The sequence below is a fragment of the Pseudomonas sp. NPDC089406 genome (genome assembly GCF_044900265.1).
In the GTDB taxonomy this organism is placed as follows: Bacteria; Pseudomonadota; Gammaproteobacteria; order Pseudomonadales; family Pseudomonadaceae; genus Aquipseudomonas; species Aquipseudomonas fakonensis.
This window is the reverse complement of sequence record NZ_JBJDNC010000002.1, coordinates 166,728-191,007: the sequence shown is the minus strand read 5'-3', so window position 1 is coordinate 191,007 and position 24,280 is coordinate 166,728. Positions and strand designations below refer to the sequence as shown.

General features: G+C 64.6%; 17 protein-coding genes. 6 read left to right on the top strand and 11 right to left on the bottom strand.

Features of this window, described 5'->3' with window-relative positions; translation table 11 throughout:
• The first annotated feature begins 15 nt into the window (after positions 1 to 15).
• Positions 16 to 1,254 (top strand): RNA polymerase sigma factor, encoded by a 1,239-nt coding sequence (locus ACI2KK_RS02180; protein WP_404667699.1) that lies wholly within the window; start codon positions 16 to 18, stop codon positions 1,252 to 1,254.
• 131 nt (positions 1,255 to 1,385) lie between these two features.
• On the opposite strand, the gene ACI2KK_RS02175 is transcribed toward ACI2KK_RS02180, so the two are convergent.
• Both ACI2KK_RS02175 and ACI2KK_RS02170 read right to left on the bottom strand, forming a co-directional pair.
• Positions 1,386 to 1,856, bottom strand: a complete 471-nt coding sequence (locus tag ACI2KK_RS02175; protein WP_217839787.1) for a MaoC family dehydratase — start codon at positions 1,854 to 1,856, stop codon at positions 1,386 to 1,388.
• Between the two features lie 34 nt (positions 1,857 to 1,890).
• Complete coding sequence (locus ACI2KK_RS02170) at positions 1,891 to 2,835, bottom strand: lysophospholipase (protein ID WP_404667698.1); 945 nt, start codon at positions 2,833 to 2,835, stop codon at positions 1,891 to 1,893.
• A 213-nt stretch (positions 2,836 to 3,048) separates the two neighbouring features.
• Between ACI2KK_RS02170 and fadD2 the strand changes: the two genes are divergently transcribed.
• Entirely contained in the window at positions 3,049 to 4,737 is a 1,689-nt protein-coding gene (gene fadD2, locus ACI2KK_RS02165; protein ID WP_404667697.1) for a long-chain-fatty-acid--CoA ligase FadD2, read from the top strand.
• Positions 4,738 to 5,082: 345 nt separating this feature from the next.
• The gene (gene fadD1 / locus ACI2KK_RS02160) at positions 5,083 to 6,780 is read left to right on the top strand and encodes a long-chain-fatty-acid--CoA ligase FadD1 (protein ID WP_404667696.1); all 1,698 of its coding nucleotides are present in this window, start codon (positions 5,083 to 5,085) and stop codon (positions 6,778 to 6,780) included.
• Positions 6,781 to 6,823: 43 nt separating this feature from the next.
• Here fadD1 and ACI2KK_RS02155 read toward each other — a convergent pair whose 3' ends face one another.
• From ACI2KK_RS02155 to ACI2KK_RS02130, 6 genes are all read right to left on the bottom strand, one after another.
• Positions 6,824 to 7,597, bottom strand: a complete 774-nt coding sequence (locus tag ACI2KK_RS02155) for a hypothetical protein (RefSeq protein ID WP_404667695.1) — start codon at positions 7,595 to 7,597, stop codon at positions 6,824 to 6,826.
• A gap of 12 nt (positions 7,598 to 7,609) precedes the next feature.
• A complete protein-coding gene (locus ACI2KK_RS02150) occupies positions 7,610 to 8,329 on the bottom strand; it encodes a hypothetical protein (RefSeq protein ID WP_404667694.1) in 720 nt (239 codons plus the stop codon).
• A gap of 10 nt (positions 8,330 to 8,339) precedes the next feature.
• Positions 8,340 to 9,161, bottom strand: a complete 822-nt coding sequence (locus ACI2KK_RS02145; protein ID WP_404667693.1) for a hypothetical protein — start codon at positions 9,159 to 9,161, stop codon at positions 8,340 to 8,342.
• A gap of 132 nt (positions 9,162 to 9,293) precedes the next feature.
• Positions 9,294 to 10,601, bottom strand: coding sequence for an NAD(P)/FAD-dependent oxidoreductase (locus ACI2KK_RS02140; RefSeq protein ID WP_404667692.1), 1,308 nt, complete (start codon positions 10,599 to 10,601; stop codon positions 9,294 to 9,296).
• A 27-nt stretch (positions 10,602 to 10,628) separates the two neighbouring features.
• Positions 10,629 to 11,993, bottom strand: a complete 1,365-nt coding sequence (locus tag ACI2KK_RS02135) for a glutamine synthetase family protein (RefSeq protein ID WP_404667691.1) — start codon at positions 11,991 to 11,993, stop codon at positions 10,629 to 10,631.
• Positions 11,994 to 12,082: 89 nt separating this feature from the next.
• On the bottom strand, positions 12,083 to 12,247 hold the full coding sequence (locus ACI2KK_RS02130; RefSeq protein ID WP_404667690.1) for a hypothetical protein: 165 nt from the start codon (positions 12,245 to 12,247) through the stop codon (positions 12,083 to 12,085).
• A 250-nt stretch (positions 12,248 to 12,497) separates the two neighbouring features.
• On the opposite strand from ACI2KK_RS02130, the gene hrpA reads away from it, so the two are divergent.
• Entirely contained in the window at positions 12,498 to 16,403 is a 3,906-nt protein-coding gene (gene hrpA, locus ACI2KK_RS02125) for an ATP-dependent RNA helicase HrpA (RefSeq protein ID WP_404667689.1), read from the top strand.
• A 218-nt stretch (positions 16,404 to 16,621) separates the two neighbouring features.
• A complete protein-coding gene (locus ACI2KK_RS02120; RefSeq protein ID WP_404667688.1) occupies positions 16,622 to 17,743 on the top strand; it encodes a beta-ketoacyl-ACP synthase III in 1,122 nt (373 codons plus the stop codon).
• Positions 17,744 to 17,920: 177 nt separating this feature from the next.
• Here ACI2KK_RS02120 and ACI2KK_RS02115 read toward each other — a convergent pair whose 3' ends face one another.
• On the bottom strand, positions 17,921 to 19,168 hold the full coding sequence (locus ACI2KK_RS02115) for a putative porin (protein ID WP_404667687.1): 1,248 nt from the start codon (positions 19,166 to 19,168) through the stop codon (positions 17,921 to 17,923).
• A 252-nt stretch (positions 19,169 to 19,420) separates the two neighbouring features.
• Between ACI2KK_RS02115 and ACI2KK_RS02110 the strand changes: the two genes are divergently transcribed.
• Positions 19,421 to 20,548, top strand: coding sequence for a GNAT family N-acetyltransferase (locus tag ACI2KK_RS02110; RefSeq protein WP_404667686.1), 1,128 nt, complete (start codon positions 19,421 to 19,423; stop codon positions 20,546 to 20,548).
• 129 nt (positions 20,549 to 20,677) lie between these two features.
• On the opposite strand, the gene ACI2KK_RS02105 is transcribed toward ACI2KK_RS02110, so the two are convergent.
• Both ACI2KK_RS02105 and ACI2KK_RS02100 read right to left on the bottom strand, forming a co-directional pair.
• Positions 20,678 to 22,303 carry a methyl-accepting chemotaxis protein gene (locus tag ACI2KK_RS02105; protein WP_369987634.1) on the bottom strand — a complete coding sequence of 542 codons (1,626 nt, stop codon included), beginning with the start codon at positions 22,301 to 22,303 and terminating at the stop codon, positions 20,678 to 20,680.
• Between the two features lie 91 nt (positions 22,304 to 22,394).
• Positions 22,395 to 24,227, bottom strand: a complete 1,833-nt coding sequence (locus tag ACI2KK_RS02100) for an ABC transporter ATP-binding protein (protein ID WP_404667685.1) — start codon at positions 24,225 to 24,227, stop codon at positions 22,395 to 22,397.
• Positions 24,228 to 24,280 lie beyond the last annotated feature (53 nt).

Below are 24,280 nucleotides of genomic sequence, written 5' to 3'. Positions count from 1 at the left end.
CGGTGCGGGTGACTGATGGCCAGTGCCGAGCAGGTACGGGCAGAGGTGGACGCCGTCTATCGCCGCGAGTCCCGGCGCATTCTGGCAACCTTGATTCGGCTGCTGGGGGACTTCGACCTGGCCGAGGAGGCGATGCACGATGCGTTCTTCGTGGCTGTGCAGCAGTGGCAGCGCGACGGCATCCCCGACAACCCCAGGGCCTGGCTGGTGTCGGCCGGGCGCTTCAAGGCCATCGACGCCTTGCGCCGGCGTATCCGCTTCGACCGCTCCCAGGCCGACCTGATCCTGCTGCTCGAAGGCCAGTCGCAGGACCCGGCCGACGAAGAGCTGCTGGCCGATGACCGCCTGCGGCTGATCTTCACCTGCTGCCACCCGGCCCTGGCCGCCGATGCCCAGGTGCCGCTGACCCTGCGCGAGGTCTGCGACCTCACCACCGAGCAGATCGCCCGGGCGTTTTTGCAAAGCCCTGCGACCATCGCCCAGCGCATCGTCAGGGCCAAGGCCAAGATTCGCGATGCCGGCATCCCCTACCAGGTGCCCGAACAGCGCGAACTGCCCGAGCGGCTGGAAAGCGTGCTGCGGGTCATCTATCTGGTGTTCAACGAAGGCTATTCGGCGTCGGCGGGCGAGGCGGTGGTCACCCAGGCGCTCACCGATGAGGCGATTCGCCTGGGCCGCCTGCTGGCGCAATTGCTGCCGGATGCCGAGGTGCTTGGGTTGTTGGCGCTGATGCTGTTGCAAGCATCGCGGCAGAACGCGCGCAGCGACAGCGAGGGCGAATTGGTGGTGCTGGACGAGCAGGACCGCAGCCTGTGGGACCGGGCGCAGATCGAGGAAGGCTGCCAGTTGGTGCAGCAGGCGTTGCGCAGCGGCGAAATCGGCCCCTACAGCGTGCAGGCGGCGATTGCTGCGGTGCATGCCGAGGCGCCCAGTGCCCAGGCTACGGACTGGGGTGAGATCGTTGGTTTGTATGAGCTGCTGCTAGGGCACTGGCCGTCGCCGGTGGTCGAGCTCAACCGGGCGGTGGCGCTGTCGCGGCGTGACGGGGCGACGGCGGGGTTGCAGGCGGTAGAGGCGATTCTGGCGCGGGGCGAGCTTGGCGATTACCACCTGGCCCATGCGGCGCGGGCCGAGCTGCATCGGCAGTTGGGCAATGTGCAGCAGGCGCGGGAGGCCTGGCAGCAGGCGCTGGGGCTGACCCGGCAGGGGCCGGAGCGGCGGCATATCGAGCGCTGTCTGCGGCGGCTTGGTTGATCGGCGCATCGCGGGGGCTGGTGCTGGCTGTACTGGCCTCATCGCCGGCAAGCCGGCTCCTACAGGGACCGCATCGCCGTTGAATGCGGCGAAGGGCCTGTAGGAGCCGGCTTGCCGGCGATGGCGGTCGGTCAGCTGGCGACGAAATTCGGCGGGCTGACCAGCTCGACGGTCTGCTGCTTGCGTGGCGCGAGGATCTCGGCCTCACCCTGGACCACCAGCTCGTCGTTCTGGTTGTACACATTGGTGGCGATGCGCACCTTGAACTTGGGCAGCTTTTCGAGAATTTCCAGGCGCACGGTCAGGGTGTCGCCGATCTTCACCGGCTTCTGGAAGCTCATCTGCTGGCCCAGGTAGATGGTGCCGGGGCCTGGCAGGGTGCAGGCCACTGCGGCGCTGATCAGCGCGCCGCTGAACATGCCGTGGGCGATACGTTCGCGGAACATGCTCTTGGCGGCGAACTCGGCATCCAGGTGCACCGGGTTGTGGTCACCGGACATCGCGGCGAACAGCTGGATGTCGCGCTCTTCAACGGACTTCTTGTATTCGGCCTTCTGGCCGACTTCGAGGGCTTCGTAAGGCGTGTTGGTGACCTGGGTCATCGAGGCTTCCTTGGAGGGGCGAGGAGGGCGCCTATCATTCACTGCGGGCAGGGCGGCCAAGGGCCAGCGCCTGTTCCAGCCAGCCGATGATGTCGGCGGTCACCTCGTCGCGATGGGTTTCGTTGAGCACTTCGTGCCGTGCGCCGGGGTACAGGCGCAACTGCACGTGGCGGTTGCCGGTCGCGCGCAAGGCGTCGGCCAGATGGGTGAGACGCTTGCCGGCACTCACCGGATCACATTCGCCGCCAATTACCAGCAGCGGCAGGTTCGGGTCGACCTGCGCCAGCAGCCGGGGCTGGCTGATTTGCGCCAGGCCCAGCAGCAGGTCGAGCCACAGCTGGTTGCTGCAGCGAAAGCCGCACAGCGGGTCGGCGACGTACTTGTCCACCTCGGCCGGGTCGCGGCTGAGCCAGTCGAAGGCGGTGCGGTTGGGCTTGAAGGCCTTGTTGAACGAGCCGAACGACAGCCAGTCGATCAGCGCACTCTTGCCCAGCGGGCCCTGGCGCCAGGCTTCCAGCCGGGCGATCTGCCGGGCGCTGCGGTACAGCAAAGCCGGTTGATAGTTGGAGCCGCTGAGAATCGCCCCCTGCAGGCTGGCACTGTGGTGCAGCAGGTAGGCCTGGGCGATGTAGCTGCCCATGCTGTGGCCGAACAAAAATAGCGGCGTGCCCGGGAACTGCTGGCCGATGTGCTGGGCCAGCACGCCCAGGTCGTTGACCACGGCATTCCAGCCATTGTGCGTGGCGAACAGGCCCAGGCTGCCCAGCTCGGCGGTGCGCCCGTGGCCACGTTGGTCGTGGGCGACCAGGGCGAAGCCGGCCGCGTTCAGGGCATGGCCCAGGCGCTGGTAGCGCCCGGCATGCTCGGCCATGCCATGGGCCAGCAGCACCACGGCCTTGACCGGCGTGGCCGGCAGCCATTGGTGCACGTACAGGCTGCAATGCTCGCTGGCAGGCAGCCAGAAGGCGTCATGGGGCATGGCGGGTCCTTCGCGGGGGTTGGTTCAACAGTGTATGCACAAAGCGCCAGATTGCAGGAAGGGCACAAATAAGATTCACAATGTTAATGGCGGCACTTGGCGTATTTGCCACCACCTGCCGAGCTGCTAACGTCCGCTGCTGTAGGAGCCGGCTTGCCGGCGATCGAGGGCATTGCCCTCGCAAGGACTCTCCAGGCAGAGGAACAACAATAAATGCAAGCCGAATTCTGGAACGACAAGCGCCCACCGGGCGTCCCCAGTACCCTCGACATGACCGCCTACCAGTCGGTGGTCGAGGTCTTCGAACGCTCATGCAAGCGTTTCGCCGACCGCCCGGCCTTCAGCAACCTGGGGGTCACCCTCAGCTACGCCGAGCTCGAGCGCCACTCGGCGGCCTTCGCCGCCTGGCTGCAGCAGCACACCGACCTCAAGCCGGGTGACCGCATCGCGGTGCAGATGCCCAACGTGCTGCAGTACCCCATCGCCGTGTTCGGTGCAATGCGCGCGGGGTTGGTAGTGGTCAACACCAACCCGCTGTACACCGAGCGCGAGATGCGCCACCAGTTCAAGGACTCCGGTGCCCGCGCGCTGGTGTACCTGAACATGTTCGGCAGCCGCGTGCAGGCGGTGCTGGCCGACACCGGCATCGACTATCTGATCGAGGCGAAGATGGGCGACCTGCTGCCCGCCGCCAAGGGCTGGCTGGTCAACACCGTGGTCGACAAGGTGAAGAAAATGGTGCCGGCCTACCGCCTGCCCCAGGCGGTGTCGTTCAAGCAGGTGCTGCGCCAGGGCCGCGGGCAGGCGCACCAGGCGGTGCCGCAGGCGCTGGATGACGTTGCCGTGCTGCAGTACACCGGCGGCACCACCGGCCTTGCCAAGGGCGCCATGCTCACCCACGGCAACCTGGTAGCCAACATGCTGCAGGTGCTGGCCTGCTTTGCCCAGCACGGGCCCGACGGCCAGCCGCTGATCAAGGAAGGGCAGGAGGTGATGATCGCGCCGCTGCCGCTGTACCACATCTACGCGTTCACCGCGAACTGCATGTGCATGATGGTCACCGGCAACCACAACGTGCTGATCACCAACCCGCGGGACATTCCGGGCTTCATCAAGGAGCTGGGCAAGTGGCGTTTCTCGGCGTTGCTGGGGCTCAACACGCTGTTCGTCGCGCTGATGGACAACCCCGGCTTCAAGGCGCTGGATTTCTCGGCCTTGAAGGTCACCAACTCCGGCGGCACCGCGCTGGTGAAGGCCACTGCCGAGCGCTGGGAGGCGCTGACGGGCTGCCGTATCGTCGAGGGCTACGGCCTTACCGAAACCTCGCCTGTGGCCAGCACCAACCCTTACGGCAAGCTGGCGCGCCTGGGGACCGTGGGCATTCCGGTGGTGGGCACGGCGTTCAAGGTGGTCGACGACGAGGGCAACGAGCAGCCGCTGGGCGAGCGTGGCGAGCTGTGCATCCAGGGCCCGCAGGTGATGAAGGGCTACTGGCAGCAGCCCGAGGCCACGGCCCAGGCGCTGGACGCCGAGGGCTGGTTCAAGACCGGCGACATCGCCATCATCGACCCGGACGGCTTCACCCGCATCGTCGACCGCAAGAAGGACATGATCATCGTCTCGGGCTTCAACGTGTACCCCAATGAAATCGAGGACGTGGTGATGAACCACCCGCAGGTGGCCAGTTGCGCGGCCATCGGCGTGCCGGACGAGCGCGCCGGCGAGGCGGTCAAGCTGTTCGTGGTGGCGCGGGCGGGCGGGGTGAGCGTGGAGGAGCTCAAGGCCTACTGCAAGGCCAACTTCACCGGCTACAAGGTGCCCAAGTACATCGTGCTGCGTGATTCGCTGCCGATGACCCCGGTGGGCAAGATCCTGCGCCGCGAGCTGCGCGATATCGCATAAACACGCCCCTGTAGGAGCCGGCTTGCCGGCGATGAGGCCCGATCAGGCAACGATGTTTGCACATCAGGCCCCATCGCCGCCAAGCCGGCTCCTACAGAGGCTCTATTTCGGACCTTTCAGCCAGTTACGCGACATTTTGGTTAAATACTCTAAAAATGACTTATATATTTCTTTGAGTCATTTTTGTGACCATTCGGCCTGTTTCGGCCTCTAGGCGACCCCTGGCAAAGCTGTTACTCTCGGCGCGCTTTCTGAGGATCCGGTTTGCAATGAGCCGGGCTTCCATATCAATAATAAGCGCATCGACGCGTACCGAATTCGCTGTTGCTGAAGGAGCGGGCTTCCATGATCGAACATTTTTGGAAGGATAAGTACCCAGCCGGGATCACGGCGGACATCAATCCTGACGAATTCCCCAATATCCAGGCCGTACTCAAGCAATCCTGCCAACGTTTTGCCGACAAACCTGCCTTTAGCAACCTGGGCAAGACCATCACCTACGGTGAACTGTACACGCTGTCCGGCGCTTTCGCCGCCTGGCTGCAGCAGCATACCGACCTCAAGCCTGGCGATCGCATCGCCGTGCAACTGCCCAACGTCCTGCAATACCCTGTCGCCGTGTTCGGTGCCATGCGTGCCGGTCTGATCGTGGTCAACACCAACCCGCTGTACACCGCGCGGGAAATGGAACACCAGTTCAACGACTCTGGCGCCAAGGCACTGGTGTGCCTGGCCAACATGGCCCACCTGGCAGAAAAGGTAGTACCCAAGACCCAGGTCAAGCACGTCATTGTCACCGAAGTGGCCGACTTGCTGCCACCGCTCAAGCGCCTGCTGATCAACAGCGTGATCAAGTACGTGAAGAAGATGGTGCCAGCCTACAACCTGCCCAACGCCGTGCGTTTCAATGATGCGCTGGCCCTGGGCAAGGGCGGGGCGGTCACCGAGGCCAACCCGCAGGCCAACGACGTGGCGGTGCTGCAGTACACCGGCGGCACCACCGGGGTGGCCAAGGGCGCCATGCTCACCCACCGCAACCTGGTGGCCAACATGCTGCAGTGCCGCGCACTGATGGGCGCCAACCTGCACGAAGGCTGCGAGATTCTGATCACCCCGCTGCCGCTGTACCACATCTATGCGTTCACCTTCCATTGCATGGCCATGATGCTGATCGGCAACCACAACGTGCTGATCAGCAACCCGCGCGACCTGCCGGCCATGGTCAAGGAACTGGGCAAGTGGAAGTTCAGCGGCTTCGTCGGCCTGAACACCTTGTTCGTTGCCCTGTGCAACAACGAGGGGTTCCGCAGCCTGGACTTCTCCTCGCTGAAAATCACCTTGTCCGGCGGCATGGCCCTGCAATTGAGCGTGGCCGAGCGCTGGAAGGCGGTCACCGGCTGCGCCATCTGCGAAGGCTACGGCATGACCGAGACCAGCCCGGTGGCGGCGGTCAACCCGGCCGAAGCCAACCAGGTCGGCACCATCGGTATTCCGGTGCCTTCGACGCTGTGCAAGGTCATCGACGACAACGGCCAGGAACTGCCCCTGGGCGAAGTCGGCGAGCTGTGCGTGAAGGGCCCGCAGGTGATGAAGGGCTACTGGCAGCGTGAAGACGCCACCGCCGAGATTCTCGACAGCAATGGCTGGCTGAAGACCGGTGACATCGCGCTGATCCAGCCGGACGGCTACATGCGCATCGTCGACCGCAAGAAGGACATGATCCTGGTGTCGGGCTTCAACGTGTACCCGAACGAGCTCGAAGACGTGCTCGCCGCCTTGCCGGGCGTGCTGCAGTGCGCCGCCATCGGCGTACCGGATGAAAAGTCCGGCGAGGTGATCAAGGTGTTCATCGTGGTCAAGCCGGGCATGACCCTGACCAAGGAGCAGGTGATGGAGCACATGCGCGCCAACGTCACCGGCTACAAGGTGCCCAAGGCCATCGAGTTCCGCGACGCGCTGCCGACCACCAACGTCGGCAAGATCCTGCGCCGCGAACTGCGTGACGAAGAGCTGAAGAAGCAGGGCCTCAAGCAAACTGCTTGAGCCCAGGGCAGGCTGTGACAGTACAGGTCACAGCCTGCCGCTTTCAGCCAGCCTGACAATCGTCCGTGGTGAACGACGCCCTGCTGTGATCGAGCACGTCGAGTTTTTCCGCGACGGCTTCGGCCGTCACGGCCTGCAGTTCGTCCTCGAGCCTGGCCATGCTTTCGTCGACCAGCATCTTCACCAGTTCGCGCTGCTGGGTGCTTTCTACGGCCCGGTACAGCTGAGAGCGTTGCATCAGCGCCAAGGACGTTTCAAGGGCGATGGTGTGGCGCTCGAGCACTTCGCTCTTGCGCCATGCCTGGTTCAGGGTCAGGCGCAAGGCCTGCATTTCGACGATCATCGCCTGCAACTTGGGCTTCTCGATCGCCCCTATGATCGCCGCCTTCACTGCCTCGGCGGCTGCTCCGGCCACTAACTGCCCGGTCAGGGCGCCCAAGGGTAGCCAGGCGGGTACCGTCAGCAAGCGCACCATCGAAGGCAGGGCTTTGCCCATCAACCCCGCGACCGCACGGGCGGCAGTGGTGATGACGTATTTGACGGTGTGCTTGGCGCCTTGCTTGCAACACCAGGTGAACAGTTCGTTGGTGTGTGGCAGGTCGCTCTTGTCGAGCTTGCGGAATTTTTCGGGTGCGTCGATCACCGGCAGGTGCAGTTGCTCCTGCAACAACTGGATCACCCGTTGGGCAACGGTTTCGGTGTGCTGGGCGACGCGCGTCAGGTTCAAGAAGTACTGGTTGCTGTCATGGGCCAGTTCGACGATGCGCTGGGTTCTTGCCGGGTTGTCGGGGTAGATCAACTGCGGTTGTGCTTTCATGGCATTTCTCGCCTAGGCGTAGTTATCTTCATGGGTCCAGGCCGAGCGGCGCTCGTCCAGCACCTGCAGCCAGTCCAGGGTCTGTCGGCTGGCCTGCTCCATCGTCTGCAGTTCGAGGCTGTCAATGTAGCTGCGGATGACCTGTTCGCTTGTGACCTGCGCAGGCGACGGCCCCAGCGACGCGATTGTGCGCAACTGGATCGAGGCGAAGCTCTTGGTGTTGAGCAGGTCGTCAGTGGCGCGGCGCAGCGTGCGCCAGGCGCACGCCAGGCGCAGCCGGTCGCGGCGCAGCCGGCCAATCTGTTTGCGCAACTCCTCGCGAACGCTCGCACCGTCGAATGCTGCCGGGATCAGTCCGAAGTAATCGCGGATGTCGAACCACGGCTTGTTCGGTGTTTTTTCGAACAGGTCCAGCCCGGCCAGGCCAGCCTCTTGCTGGCGCCCGACTTCGAAGGCGAGTGCCAGCCGAACGTGCGCCTCCAGATCCTGTATACGCTCGGTGAGGTAAGCCGGGGCCTCGAAGCACTGCTGCGTGTTACCGACGAGGCACCAGCCAACGTAGCTTTGCGCGTCGTTGTGCAGGTCTTTCAGGCCTTGGCTGGCTTTGCCCAACTCTGCGTAGACAATGCGCAGCGAACTGACGAAAAAACGGCAGTCCAGTGCCAACTGGGCCTGGCGCTCTGCCCGGTAGGGGTTGTCTGGGTACAGCAGGTCCTGAAACAGGCCGGACATGATGGATGCCTCAGATTTTTACAACGTCGGGGCTGTCGGTTTTGTGCAGCACCAAGCTGGTGTCCGGCTTACCGTCTTCGTTGAGCCATGAACCACGCGTGCTATCGATTTGCGCCAGCGCTGCGATGACTGCCTCGTCGTTGATCTCAGCGATCTTGTTCTGCGCCTCGATGATGAATTCCTCGGTGAAGGTTTCCAGCATGCTGTTCTTGACGTCATCGCTGAGCGCCATCTTTTTCAGGAAACGCACCTGGGTATCGTAGGCTGCAGCCATGCCGGTGAGTACGGCGATCAGTACATCGTTGACCATTTCGGCACGCTTGAGCTGAAAGCGCGGGGTGCTCATATCCTTGATCGCTTGTTGCATCTTGTCTCGCACCAGCGCGCCGTTAACGGCGTCGATCGCAGCCTCGAACACCAGGCTGATAACCAATGCCGCACCCATGCTGCTGCCGAAGCGGCGGATGTTGAACCATTTAGGTGCCTTGAACACGCTGCCCAGTTCCTCGGCAGTGATCTTCCCTGCTTCAAGCTGAGCACGTGCGAATGTCTGCATGAAGACCCGGTCGACCAGCGCACTGCCGATGATGCTGGCAATACCCGGCGCCGCACTGACGTACCAGGCCTTGGTCAGGTCCAACCTTTCGAACTGTACGGGTTTGCCAACAGAGCCGAAGGCATTCTTGAACGACTCGTTGACCTTGGCCATTGCGCTTTCGAGCAAGACTTTCTGGTTCAGCAGGGCGTTGGAGGAGTGAACGCAGTCGCTGCCCAGATCGGTTACGCGCTTGGTACGGTTTTCGTTATCGGGATACATCAGTGCTTCGAACATGCTTCGTGCTCCGGTTCCGTGGATGAATAACGCTCTGAAGAACCATCGGCGCGCACGGGCCGAGCTTTAGGGGTAGGTGATATTATTTTGCCTTCATCCCGACCGGTGGCACTTACGCTCGCGGGCCTCGCCTCAACGCAGTTTCTCGAGCATCTGGTAATACCACATCCCCGCCGCCAACAGCGGATTGCCCAGCAAGTCGCCCATCGGCACCTTGATGTGCTTGCAGCCGGCAAAGGTGTCGAACTTCTCCAGCGTGCCGGTCAGTGCCTCGGCCATGATCTCGCCCATGATGTGGCTGGTGGCGATGCCGTGCCCGGAATACCCCTGGCAGTACCAGACGTTGTCCGACAGCTTGCCCAACTGCGGGATGCGGTTGACCACGATGCCCATGGCGCAGCTCCACTGGAACTCGATCGGCACGCCCTTGAGCGCCGGGAAGGTGCGCTCGATGCACGGGCGCAGCTCGGCTTCGATGTCCCGCGAATCACGCCCTGAGTAGTTGGCGCCGCCGCCGAACAGCAGGCGTTTGTCGGCGGTCAGGCGGTAGTAGTCGAGGACGAACCGGCAGTCGTAGACGGCCAGGTCTTGCGGGTTGATCTGCGTGGCCAGCTCGCCCAGTGGCGCGGTGGTGACGATGCCGCCCATGGCCGGGAAGATCTTGCCCTTGAGCTGGCGCTTTTCCAGCTTGTGGTACACATCGCCCGCCAGCATCACCTGGCGTGCCTCGATCCGCCCCTGGGCGGTGACCACCGCCGGGCGCGGGCCGTGGAAGATCTCCAGTACCTCAGAGTTTTCGAAGATCAGCGCCCCCAGATCGGCCGCCGCACGGGCTTCGCCCAGGCACAGGTTGAGCGGGTGCAGGTGCAGGTTGCGCAGGTTCTTCAGTGCGCCCAGGTACAGCGGGCTTTGCAGGTGCTCGGACATGGCGGCGCGGTCGAGCAGTTGTACCTGCTCGCCCATGCCGCGGCGCTGGGCCTCGGCTTCGAAGGCGCGCAGTTCGGTCAGGTGCGCAGGTTTCATCGCCGCGTGCAGGTGGCCGTGCTTGAGGTCGCAGTCGATGCCGTAGCGGGCCACGCGCTGCTCGATGATCTGGTGGCCGCGCCAGCGCAGGTGCCAGATGAAATCGTCCACCTCGCTACCGAGCCGCTCGCGCATTTGCGTGCGCATGGCCTCGTCGCCCGACAGGCTGCCGGTCACCTGCCCGCCATTGCGCCCGCTGGCGCCCCAGCCGATGCGGTTGGTTTCGACGATGGCCACCTTCAGGCCGCGCTCGGCCAGCTCCACTGCGGTGGCGACGCCGGTAAAGCCTCCGCCGATGATCGCCACGTCCACCTGCACTGTGCCCTTGAGGGTGGGGTACTCGGTGCGGTCGTTGAGGGTGGCGCTGTAGTAGGACGGCGCGCGCTGGGCGGGCCCGGTGTTGACTGCTGCGTTCATGGGTATTCCTTGTTGTAATTCGGGGGCTCAGGCCTGGTGCAGGTACCAGCGCCAGTCCTGCTCGCTGACTTCGGCCATGAACTGGCGGTACTCGGCGCGCTTGACCTTCAGGTACACGCCGACGAAGGCCTCGCCGAGCATTTCGCGGGCCCAGGCCGAACGCTCCAGGGCGTCGAGGGTGGTCAGCCAGTCGGTGGGCAGGTGCTCGGTGGCCTGGGCATAGCCGTTGCCTTGCACGGGCGCGCCGGGGTCGAGTTGCTGGCGAATGCCGGCATGGCTGGCGGCCAGAATGGCGGCAGCGGCCAGGTAGGGGTTGGCGTCGGCGCCGCAGATGCGGTGCTCCACATGCCGGCTGGCGGCCGGCCCGCCCGGCACGCGCAGGCTCACGGTGCGGTTGTCCACGCCCCAGGTCGGCGCCAGCGGCGCGTAGCTGTTGGCCTGGAAGCGCCGGTACGAGTTGGCGTTGGGGCAGAACAGCAGCAGCGACTCGCGCAAGTGCTGCAGCATGCCGCCCACCGCCTGGCGCAGCAGCGGCGTGCCGGCCGGGTCGCTGCTGGCGAACAGGTTGTTGCCGTCGGCATCGGCCAGGCTCAGGTGTATGTGCATGCCGGTGCCGGCCAAATGGTCGAACGGCTTGGCCATGAAACAGGCCTGCATGCCGTGGGCATGGGCCACGCCCTTGACCAGGCGCTTGTAGCGCACGGCCTGGTCCATGGCCAGCAGGGCGTCGCCGTGCTCCAGGGTGATCTCCACCTGGCCCGGGGCGTATTCGGAAATCGCCGTGCGCGCCGGGATGCCTTGCGCCTTGCAGGCGGCGTACAGGTCGGCGAGGAACGGCTCGATCTGCTCCAGCTCGCGCAACCCGTACACCTGGGTGCTGCGCGGTCGGCCGCCGTCGTTGTCCAGTGCTGGCTGCGGGTGGCCATGGGCGTTGCGCTTCTGGTCGAGCAGGTAGAACTCCAGCTCGCAGGCCATCACCGGGTGGTAGCCATCGGCCTTGAGCGCCTCGATCACTCGCAGCAGCACGTGGCGCGGGTCGGCGACGCTGGCCGGCAGGCCTTCTGTGGGGTGCATGCTCACCTGCAGCGCGGCGGTCGGCACCCGGCGCCATGGCAGGCGCACCAGGCTGGCGTCCAGCGGGTAGGCGCGGCAGTCGATGTCGCCGACGTCCCACACCAGGCCGGAGTTCTCCACATCGTCGCCGTTCAGGGTCAGGCCGAGGATGGTGCTGGGCAGTGGCCGGCCGCTGTCGTACACCGCCAGCAGCTCGTCGCGGTGCAGCAGCTTGCCGCGGGGCACGCCATTGGCGTCGAGGATGAACAGCTCGATCAGTTCGATATCGGGGTTGTCGGCCAGAAAACGTCGGGCCTGCTCTGCTGGGGCAAAGTGCATGTTGATTCGCTCGCGCCCACGGGCGCACGGGACCGCCCTGGTTGAGGTTGCGGTCGGACTGATTGGGCCGGCGCCGGGGCCGGTGGGTTTCAGTGCTGGGCGGGCGAGGTGTCCGGTGGGCGTGCGTGGCGGCAGTGCCACAGGGCCCAGAAGGCGAGGATGATGTGCACCAGCGGGTTCTCGCCGGCGCGGGTCCGGGCCTTCGGTAGCGAAGGGCGCGAGTGCGGTGGGGCGATGGGCTGGGCGGGGGTCATGCCTTTGATACTCGCATGCGCTGTAAGGTTGATTAAAGCAGTGAATGGCAACCTTCACATCGGGCTTGGCTAAACATTTGTGCTGCCCTTACCGGCCTTATCGCCGGCAAGCCGGCTCCTACAGGGACGGCACGACATTCACCCCTGCGGGCGGTACAGGCGGCACCAAGCCGGCAAATCTGCGACAATCGCAGCCCATACCAATGCCGATCATGTACAAGCAGGCCCACCTGCATCACTAAAAAGCCCCATGACAGACCACGCCATCGACCAACTGCTGAACAACCTCGACCACGCCATGATTGCCGACCGCCATCGCCTGCGCCGGCAATTGCACGAACTGCGCAAGCGCCCGGACGAGGCCAAGCTCGCGCAGTGGGTGGAAAAGGTCCAGGCCTCCTTCGCCCAGGTCACCGCGCGCCAGCAGAGCGTGCCGAACATCCGTTACGACGACAGCCTGCCGATTGCGGCCAAGCGTGACGAGATCAAAAAAGCCCTGGCCGAACACCAGGTACTGGTGATCGCCGGCGAAACCGGCTCGGGCAAGACCACCCAGTTGCCAAAGATCTGCCTGGAGCTTGGCCGTGGCAGCCACGGCCTGATCGCCCACACGCAACCGCGGCGTATCGCTGCGCGCAGCGTGGCGGCGCGGGTTGCCGAAGAACTGGGCACGCCGCTGGGGGCACTGGTGGGCTACCAGGTGCGCTTCGAAGACCAAAGCGATTCGAACACCCTGGTCAAGCTGATGACCGACGGCATCCTGCTGGCCGAAACCCAGCACGACCGCTTTCTCGAACGCTACGACACGATCATCGTCGACGAGGCCCACGAGCGCAGCCTGAACATCGACTTCTTGCTCGGCTACCTCAAGACCCTGCTGCACCGGCGCCCCGAGCTCAAGCTGATCATCACCTCGGCGACCATCGACCTGGAGCGCTTCTCCAAGCACTTCGACGGCGCGCCGATCATCGAGGTGTCGGGCCGTACCTACCCGGTGGACACCTGGTACCGCCCGCTGACCCGCGAGCAGGACGAGGAGGGCAACCAGGTCGAGGACGATATCTCCGTCGACCAGGCGATCCTCGCCACCCTGGACGAAATCGCCCACCACGAGCGCAGCCAAGGCAAGGGCCCGGGCGATGTGCTGGTGTTCCTGCCCGGCGAGCGCGAGATTCGCGACGCGGCAGACATGCTGCGCAAGGCGCAATTGCGTCACACCGAGATCTTGCCGCTGTATGCGCGCCTGACCCCGGCCGAGCAGCAGAAGATCTTCCAGTCCCACAGCGGCCGGCGGGTGGTATTGGCGACCAACGTTGCCGAAACCTCGCTGACCGTGCCGGGCATCCGCTACGTGATCGACAGTGGTACCGCGCGCATCAGCCGCTACAGCTACCGCGCCAAGGTGCAGCGCCTGCCCATCGAGGCGGTGTCGCAGGCCAGCGCCAACCAGCGTAAGGGCCGTTGCGGCCGGGTCGAGCCGGGCATCTGCATCCGCCTGTACAGCGAGGACGACTTCAACGGGCGCCCGGCGTTCACCGACCCGGAGATCCTGCGCACCAACCTGGCGGCGGTGATCCTGCAGATGCTGCACCTGCGCCTGGGCGCCATCGATGCCTTCCCGTTCATCGAGCCGCCGGATGGCAAGGCTATCAGCGACGGCTTCAACCTGCTGCAGGAGCTGTCGGCGGTCAACCGCGAAAACCAGCTCACCCCGCTGGGCCGCCAGCTGGCACGCCTGCCGATCGACCCGCGCATGGGCCGCATGCTGCTCGAAGGCGCGCGCCAGGGCAGCCTGCAGGAAGTGCTGATCGTCGCCAGTGCCCTGTCGGTGCAAGACCCCCGCGAGCGCCCGCCGGAGCGCCAGCAGGCCGCCGACCAGGCCCATGCGCAATGGAAGGACGTCGACTCGGACTTCGCCGCCCTGGTGAACCTGTGGCGCGGCTTCGAGGAACAGCGCCAGGCGCTGACCGCCAGCCCCCTGCGCAACTGGTGCCGCAAGAACTTCCTCAACTACCTGCGCCTGCGCGAATGGCGCGATGCGCACCGCCAGCTGTCGCTGATCTGCCGCGAGCTGCAACTGGCGGTCAATAAAGAGCCGTGCGACTACCTGCGCATGCACAAGGCCATCCTCAGCGGCCTGCTCAGCCAGATCGGCCAAAAGACTGAAGAAGGCGACTACCAGGGCGCGCGCCAGCGCAGGTTCTGGGTGCACCCTTCGTCGGGCATCGGCCGCAAGCGCCCGCAGTGGGTGATGACCGCAGAACTGGTGGAAACCACCAAGCTGTACGCGCGCATGGTGGCGAAAATCGAACCGGACTGGATCGAGCCGCTGGCCGGCCACCTGATCAAGAAAAATCACTTCGAGCCGCACTGGGAGAAGAAGCGCGGCCAGGTGGTGGCTTACGAGCAGATCACCCTGTACGGGCTGATCCTGGTGGGCCGCCGCCCGGTGCACTATGGCCCGATCGACCCGGCTACCTCCCGCGAGCTGTTCATCCGCGAGGCTCTGGTGGGCGGTGAAATCCAGTCCCGGGCCAAGTGCCTGGCAGCCAACAAACGCCTGCTCGAACAGCTCGACGAACTGGAAGCCAAGGCGCGCCGGCGCGACATCCTCGCCGATGAAGAAACCCTGTACGCCTTCTACGAGGCGCGCCTGCCCGAAGAGATCCACCAGACCGCGACCTTCGACAGCTGGTACCGCACCACCAGCCAGAAAGACGCCAATCTGCTGATCATGCGCGAAGAAGACGTGCTGGCCCGCGAGGCCAGCGAGGTCACCGCCGCGCAGTATCCCGACCACCTGCAGGTGGGCGAGCTGCGCCTGTCGCTGAGCTACCACTTCGAGCCCAACCACCCGCGCGACGGCGTGACCGTGCGGGTACCGGCCCCACTGTTGCCGAACCTGCCGGGCGAGCGCCTGGAATGGCTGGTGCCGGGGCTGCTGGAGGCCAAGTGCATCGCCCTGGTGCGCAACCTGCCCAAGGCCCTGCGCAAGAACTTCGTGCCGGTGCCGGACTTCGTCAAGGCGGCGCTGTCGCGCATGAGTTTCGCCCAGGGCGCGCTGCCCCAGGCCCTGGGCCAGGAACTGCTGCGCATGACCGGCGCGCGGGTGTCCGACGAGGCCTGGGCCGAAGCCGCCTCGCTGGTAGAAGGGCACCTGCGGATGAACATCGAGGTGGTCGACGGCCAGGGCAAGTTCCTGGGTGAAGGCCGTGACCTGGCCGAGCTGACCGCACGCTTTGCTGCCGCCAGCCAGGCAGCGCTGGCGATGCCGCGCAGCGAAAAGGCCGACCAGCCGGTGCAGGCCAAGGCCTTCACCGAGGTGGCGCAGACCGCCCAGCAGAAGATCGCCGGGCTGTCGATGACCGTCTACCCGGCACTGGTCGAAGAAAACGGCACGGTGCGCGAGGGGCGTTTCTCCACCCAGGCCGAGGCCGAATTCCAGCACCGCCGCGCCTTGCAGCGCCTGCTGCTGCAACAGCTGGCGGAGCCGGCCAAGTTTCTGCGCAGCAAGCTGCCGGGGCTGACCGAGCTGGGCCTGCTGTACCGCGAGCTGGGCCGGGTCGATGCGTTGGTCGAAGACATTCTGCTGGCCAGCCTGGACAGCTGCGTGCTGGAAGGTGAAGACCCGCTGCCGCGCGACGGCGCCGGCCTGGCTTCGCTGGCCGAGCGCAAGCGCGGCGACTGGGCTGAACATGCCGAGCGCCTGGCCCGCCTTACGCTTGAAGTGCTCAAGCTGTGGCATGGCCTGCAAAAGCGCTTCAAGGGCAAGATCGACCTTAGCCAGGCCGTGGCGCTGAACGATATCAAGCAGCAACTGGCCAACCTGGTGTACCCGGGCTTTGTGCGCGAAACCCCGGGCACCTGGCTCAAGGAGCTGCCGCGCTACCTTAAAGCAGTGGAACTGCGCCTGGAGAAACTTGGCTCGCAGGTGCAGAAGGACCGGGTGTGGAGCGCCGAGCTGAACAACTGCTGGGCGCAATACAAGGCCCGCGCCGACAAGCATGCCCAGGAGGGCAAGCGTGACGAGCAACTGGCCCTGTACCGCTGGCTGCTGGAGGAATACCGGGTGTCGTTGTTCGCCCAGCAGTTGGGCACCAAGGTGGCGGTTTCCGACAAACGCCTGAGCAAGCAGTGGAGTCAGGTGGAAGCCTAACGCCCTCGACTTGTGGCAAACTTGGCGGAATTTGGGCCGCTTTGCGGCCCATCGCAGGCAAGCCTGCTCCTACAGTGGAAACGCGTATTCATGTAGGAGCAGGCTTGCCTGCGATCGAGGGCAAAGCCCTCGCCTTTGAGTTGGCACCAAGGTGCCATTATGTTGCCCTTTTCCCGGCCAGCGCCGCGTGGCGATGGCCTCTGACCAGAGGAACGACCGTGCATAACGTCGTGATCAGCGGCACCGGCCTGTATACCCCGGCCCAAAGTATCTCCAACGAAGAACTGGTGGCCTCCTTCAACACCTGGTCGCAGCAGTTCAACCAGGACAACGCCGCCGCCATCGAGCGCGGCGAAATCGAAGCGGCGCCGCTGTCCGATGCGGCCTTCATTGAAAAAGCCTCGGGCATCAAGAGCCGCTTCGTCATGGACAAGGCCGGCATCCTCGACCCGCAGCGCATGAAGCCGCGCCTGCCCGAGCGCGGCAACGACGAGCAATCGATCCTCTGCGAAATGGGCGTGGCTGCCGCCCGCCAGGCTCTGGAGCGCGCTGGCCGCACCGCCGCCGATGTCGACGGCGTGCTGGTGGCTTGCTCCAACCTGCAGCGCCCGTACCCGGCCATCGCCATCGAAGTACAGCAGGCGCTGGGCATCGAAGGCTTTGCCTTCGACATGAACGTGGCCTGCTCGTCGGCCACCTTCGGCATCCAGACCGCCGCTAACAGCGTGCAGCTGGGCCAGGCCCGTTCGGTGCTGGTGGTCAGCCCGGAGATCTGCACCGGCCACCTGAATTTCCGCGACCGCGACAGCCACTTCATCTTCGGTGACGCCGCCACTGCCGTGCTGGTGGAGCGCGCTGATCTTGCCACCTCCAAGCACCAGTTCGACATTGTCAGCACCAAGCTGGCGACGGTGTTCTCCAACAACATCCGCAACAACTTCGGCTTCCTCAACCGCGCGGCGGAGGAAGGCGAAGGTGCCCGCGACAAGCTGTTCGTGCAAGAAGGCCGCAAGGTGTTCAAGGAAGTCTGCCCGATGGTCGCCAAACTGATCGACGAGCACCTGGGCGAGAACGATTTGCAGGCGTCGGACGTCAAGCGCTTCTGGCTGCACCAGGCCAACCTCAGCATGAACCACCTGATCGTCAAGAAGCTGCTGGGGCGTGAGGTGAATGAAGAAGAGGCACCGGTGATCCTGGACCGTTACGCCAACACCAGTTCGGCAGGTTCGGTAATTGCCTTCCACCTGTACCAGGATGACCTGGCCGAAGGCTCGGTGGCGGTGCTCAGCTCGTTCGGGGCGGGGTATTCGATTGGTAGCGTGATTCTGCGCAAGCACTGACGTTTTTCGGCGCCTGGTCGGGCCTCATCGCCGGCAAGCCGGCTCCTACAGACGGACGCGATTCCTGTAGGAGCCGGCTTGCCGGCGATTGCTTTTCAGGCGTGCAAAAAAAAAGGCAGGAAATGCTGGATGGGGTCAGCATTTCCTGCCTCAGAGTGAAGCAGAGGAGGGTGTTGCTTAGAACTTGGCTTCCAGATCCAGCTGCAGCGTGTCGACGTCGGCATCGCTGTTCGGCAGGTTGGAGTAGTCGGTCTTGGCCATCAGGTAGGCCGCGCCCAACGAGAAGTTCTTGTCGATTTCGTAACCGACCTTGAACTTGTGGCCGCGCGAGCCGGTGAAGCCGTTGCCGAAGTCGGAGTCGGTGAACAGGCTCACCACAGCGTTACGCTGCACGTCGCGGTAGTTGTAGTCCAGGCTCCAGGCGCCGAGCTTGGTCTTCACACCAGCCAGCCAGGCTTTGTCCTTGCCATCGGTGCTCTCGGTGTTCTTGACCATCTGGCCGTAGGCCGACAGCGGGATGGCGAAGCCGGTGAAGTCGATCTGACCGAAGCCTTCAACCAGGTTGAATTCGTTGGTGGTGTTACCCAGCGAACGCAGCAGGGTCGATTCCTTGTCGTTGTCGTAGCCGTAGATGCTGCCGCCGACGGTGACTTTCACAGTGTCGGCTGCGTTGAACTTGGCGCCCAACTGAGCGTGGTACAGCTGTGCGTCGTGCTTGTACTGCACGCCGTCGCCGTCGACGTTGTCCTGCAGGGTGTACTGACCGGCGCTACCGAATACTTCGGCTGGGCCCAGGTTGGTCTTGTAGGTGAGCGCCACGCCTTCTGGGTTGATGTCGCTATCCCAGATGATGTCGCCCATGCTCACCCAGGGCTGCGCCATCTTGCCGCCGATGATGTGCAGGTTCGGGACGGCGGTCGGGTGCCAGTCCAGGTAGGCCAGGTCGACCCACAGGTTCTTCTTGTCGAAGTAGTTCTCCAGGCTCACGTTGGTGGAACGACGATCACCGTTGTTGCCGCCAGTGGCGATACGAATGCCAGCGTCTACTTGCGGGTTGATCTCGCTGTAGAAACCAACGCGGGCACGTACGCGCTGACGGTCCTGGTTCTTGCTGTTGTTGTTCGGGTCTTCAACGTTGACGTCTTCGTAACGCAGGCGCACATCACCCTTGATCTGGGTCTTGGCGGCCCATGCCACTTTCTGTTCGAAGGAGCTCATGCGGTCGGACTGAGCTTTTTGAGCGGCCTTTTCCTTGGTTTCTGCTGCCAGGTCGCCTTGCAGTTCGGTGTACTGCGCCTGGTTGATCGAGCCGTTGGCGCGGAGCATTTCGAGCAGCTTGGCGTCGACCGCGGCACTGGCCGGAGTACTCAGAGCCAGCATCATGCCGGTGAGGCTCACTCCGGTAAGTGTGGAAACAAGACGCATAACGTTCTCCCTGTTGGAAAGGTTGGGGGAGGCTAAAGCGCTCGCCCCCGAGTTGGCATGTCTTCGGAAAGGGCCTGAATAGACAGGTTCTGGGGTTTCGGAAAACAGGCGCAAGTATTGCGGGGGTGGATGACAGAATAATGTCTAAACAGTGGCACTGCGGTTAAGAAAGGGGGTAGTAAACGGGCTGTCATTTGAGTGTCTGGCGCGCTTTGGCAATACTGGCGTTCTTCTTTCAAGCGAGCCGCCACCGTGATCAGCCTGCACAGCATTGCCCACCTGCGCGACCTGCCGGCCAGCACCTGGGATGCCCTGGTGCCTGAGGGCCAGCCGTTTTTGCGCCATGCCTTCCTCTGCGCCATGGAGGACAGTGGCAGCGTCACCCCGAACACCGGCTGGGCGGCCGAACACCTGGTGCTGGAGCGTGACGGCCAGGTGCGTGCGTTGCTGCCGGCCTACCGCAAATGGCATTCGTTCGGCGAGTACGTGTTCGACCATGGCTGGGCCGACGCCTGCGAGCGTGCCGGCATCGCCTACTACCCCAAGCTGCTGGGGGCGGTGCCGTTCAGCCCGGTCAGCGGGCCGCGCCTGCTGTGCGACGACCCGGCCGACGGCCTGTTGCTGTTGCAGGCCATGCCTGAATACCTGGGCAAGGGCGGGTTGTCCGGCGCCCATATCAACTTCACCGACAGCGCGCTGGATGACGCCATAGCCGGCCTGCCCGGCTGGATGGAGCGGCTGGGTTGCCAGTTCCATTGGCAAAACCGTGGCTACCGGGACTTTCAGGATTTTCTCGATACCCTCAGCTCGCGCAAGCGCAAGCAGATGCGCAAGGAGCGCGAGCAGGTGGCGGGACAGGGCATCGACTTCGCCTGGTACCGGGGGGACGAGCTGAGCGAGGCGCAGTGGGACTTCGTTTACCTGTGCTACGCCAACACCTATGCCGTACGCCGCCGCGCGCCCTACCTCACCCGCGAGTTCTTCAGCCTGCTGGCCGAGCGCATGCCCGAGGCGCTGCGGGTGGTGATTGCCAGTCAGCACGGGCGCGAGGTGGCCATGGCCTTGAGCCTGGTGGGCGGTGACAGTTTGTATGGCCGCTACTGGGGCTGCCTGGACGAATTCGACCGGCTGCATTTTGAAACCTGCTTCTACCAGGGCATGGACTTTGCCATCGCCGAGGGCCTGCAGCGCTTTGACGCCGGGGCGCAGGGCGAGCACAAGCTGATCCGCGGCTTTGAGCCGGTGATCACGCGCTCATGGCATTACCTGCTGCACCCGGGGCTGCGCCGGGCAGTGGAGGATTTTCTGGCGCAAGAGCGGGAGGGAGTGCGGGCGTATGCCGAGCAGGCGTGCACGGCGTTGCCCTATCGCAAGGGCTGAGTCCCATCGATGCACCCTGTAGGAGCCGGCTTGCCGGCGATAGGGCCATAAGCCACAGCACAGCCCTGAAGCCAGGTTTGCAGGCCTGGCCTCATCGCCGGCAAGCCGGCTCCTACAGGGGATGTGTGGCTACAGCGTGAAGCGCTTCACCAGCCCGTTCAGCCCGCTGGCCAGGCGCGACAGCTCCTGGCTCGAGGCGTTGGTCTGCTGCGCCCCGGTGGCGCTTTGCACCGACAGGTCGCGGATGTTGGTGAGGTTGCGGTCCACCTCGCGGGCCACCTGGGCCTGCTCTTCGGCGGCGCTGGCGATGACCAGGTTGCGCTCGTACATCTCGCTGATCCCCGAGGTGATTTCCTGCAGGGCGTGCCCGGCGCTCTGGGCCAGTTCCTGGGTGTTGCGTGCCCGGCTGCTGCTGGTTTGCATGGCGCTCAGCGCCTGGCTGGCGCCGGTGCGCATCAGGGTGACCATCTGCTCGATTTCCTGGGTGGAGTTCTGCGTGCGGTGCGCCAGTGCGCGTACCTCGTCGGCGACCACGGCAAAGCCGCGCCCGGACTCGCCGGCACGGGCAGCCTCGATGGCGGCGTTGAGCGCCAGCAGGTTGGTCTGCTCGGCGATGGCGCGGATCACGTCCAGCACCTTGCCCACTTCCTGGGACTGCTCGGCCAACTGCTCCACCAGCGACGCCGAGGCGGTGACTTCTTCGGCCAGGTCGCTGATGGCCTCGATGGTCTGCGACACCCGGGCCTGGCCCTGTTGCGCCGATTGGGTGGAAGCTCGCGAGGCTTCGGATGTGGACACGGCATTGCGCGCCACTTCATCCACCGCCGCGCTCATTTCGTTGACTGCGGTGGCGGCCTGCTCGATTTCGTCGTGCTGGCGGGTGATGCCGCGCCCGGCCTCTTCGGTGACCGCGTGCAGCTCTTCGGAGGCGGCGGCCAACTGAGTGGACGAGCCGGAGATTTCGCGCAAGGTGTCGCGCAGGCGGTCGCGCATCTGCGCCAGCGAGTGCTGCAACTGGCTCACTTCGTCATTGCCGCTGGCGACGATGGCGTTGCTGAGGTTGCCTTCGGCCACCTGTTTGGCCGCCAGTACCGCGTCTTTGAGCGGTTGCACGATACTGCGGGTAAGCAGCCAGGCCAGCGCCACGGTGAACAGTGCAGCCAGCAGGATCACGCCGATGACGATGGCACGGGATTGCTCGTAGCGTTCGGCCGACAGGTTGCCCTCACGCTCGATGCCCTTGCCGTACAGGTCGCCCAGCTCGGCCAGCTGCGCGCCGGTGCCGTCGACCACCGGCTTCATGTCCACCAGCACCAGCTTGTGCAGGGCTGCGGTGTCGCCGCGCCGGGCCAGGGCGAAGGAGTCGGCCATGCCTTTCTGGTACACCGCGAAATCGCGCTGGAACTGCTGGTAAATGCGGGTTTCTTCCGGGGTGTCGATGAACGCCTCGTAGTCCTTGATGTTCTGCATCAGGACCTTGTTGCGGGCATCGTACTGGCCGACGTAGGTGTCGACGTTGGCCGGGTTCGGGTCCAGCGCCACACGTAGCGAGATGGTGCGGATGCGCAGCATGTTCTCGCGGATGGTGTCGACGATGCGGATGCTCGGCACCCAGTCCTTCTCCATGGCCGTGGCCGAGTCGCGGATGTCCTCCATCTTGGCGAGGGAGAACAGGCCCAGCAGGGCCACCATCAGTGCGATGCATGCAAACCCCGATGTAGCCCGGGGCGCGATACTCCATTGGCGTAAAAGCATTACCACCTCGCCGGCCCTTCAGGGCCATTTAGTTGTTGTACGACAACTGGTTATCGGCGAGGCGGGCGTTGGCTTGAGGGGGAGAAAGGGGTCAATCTACGCCGACGAAACCGCCGGTCTGGTGGTGCCACAAACGTGCATAGAGCCCACGCTGGGCGAGCAGTTCGGCGTGGCTGCCGCTTTCGACGATATGGCCTTTGTCCAGCACCACCAGGCGGTCCATGCGGGCGATGGTGGACAGGCGGTGGGCGATGGCGATCACCGTCTTGCCCTGCATCAGGGTTTCGAGGCTCTCCTGGATGGCGGCTTCGACCTCCGAGTCCAGCGCCGAGGTGGCTTCGTCCATGATCAGGATCGGCGCGTTCTTCAGCAGCACCCGGGCGATGGCGATGCGCTGGCGCTGGCCGCCCGACAGCTTGACCCCGCGTTCACCCACATGGGCATCGAAGCCGGTACGGCCCTGGGCGTCGGACAACTGTGGGATGAACTCGTCGGCGCGGGCCCGGCGCACCGCCTCCCAGACTTCCTCTTCGCTGGCATCGGGGCGCCCGTACAACAGGTTGTCGCGGATAGAACGGTGCAGCAGCGAAGTGTCCTGGGTGATCATGCCGATCTGCGCGCGCAGGCTGGCCTGGTTGACCTCGGCGATGTTCTGCCCGTCGATCAGGATGCGCCCGCTGTCAACGTCGTACAGGCGCAGCAGCAGGTTGACCAGGGTCGACTTGCCGGCGCCGGACGGGCCGATCAGGCCGATCTTCTCGCCGGGGCGGATGTCCAGGTTCAGCGCATCGATCACCTTGCTGCCCTTGCCGTAGTGGAAATCGACATGCTCGAAGTGCACGGCGCCACGGCTGACCTTGAGTGGCTGCGCGTTGGGCTTGTCGCTGACGGTGACCGGCTGGGCGATGGTCTGCAGGCCGTCCTGGACCATGCCGATGTTCTCGAAGATGCCGTTGACCACCCACATGATCCAGCCCGACATGTTGACGATGCGGATCACCAGGCCGGTGGCCAGGGCGATGGCGCCGACGCTGATCAGCGACTGGCTCCACAGCCACAGGGCAAGGCCGGTGGTACTGACCACCAGCAGGCCGTTGAGGGTGGTGATGACCACGTCCATGCTGGTGACCACCCGCGCGGCCAGCTGGGTTTTTTCGGTCTGCTCGCGAATGGCTTCGCGGGCGTAGTGCTGTTCATGGTCGGTGTGGGCGAACAGCTTGAGGGTGGCGATGTTGGTGTAGCCATCGACGATGCGCCCCATCAGCTTGGAGCGGGCGTCGGACGAAACCACCGAACGCTCCTTCACCCGGGGTACGAAGTAGTACAGCGAGGCGATGTAGCAGCCGATCCACACCAGCAGCGGCAGCATCAGCCGCCAGTCGGCCTCGGCGAACAGCACCAGCGAGCTGATGGCGTAGATCAGTACGTGCCACAGCGCGTCGACCGCCTGCACCGCCGAATCGCGCAGCGAGTTGCCGGTTTGCATGATGCGCTGGGCAATACGCCCGGCGAAGTCGCTCTGGAAGAAGTTCAGGCTCTGCTTGAGCACGTAGGTGTGGTTTTGCCAGCGGATCAGGCTGGTCATGCCGGGGCTGATGGTCTGGTGCACCAGCAGGTCGTGCAGGCCGAAGAACAGTGGCCGCAGCAGCAGGACCACCACCAGCATCCAGGCCAGCTCGCCGGCGTGGTCGCTGAAGAAGTTGGCGTTGGGGGTGCCCTGGGCCAGGTCGATGATGCGGCTCAGGTAGCTGAACATCGCCACCTCGATCAGCGAGGCGAACAGCCCGACGATCAGCAGGGCGAGAAAGCTCGGCCAGACCTGGCGCAGGTAATAGATATAGAAGGGCCAGACTTTGCCAGGGGGCGCCTCGGTGGGCGCCTCGCGGAAGATGTCGATCAACTGCTCGAAACGACGGTACAGCATGGGTTTGCAAACTCCTGTTTCATCCGACCCTCAGGCGGTTTCACGTCCCTGTG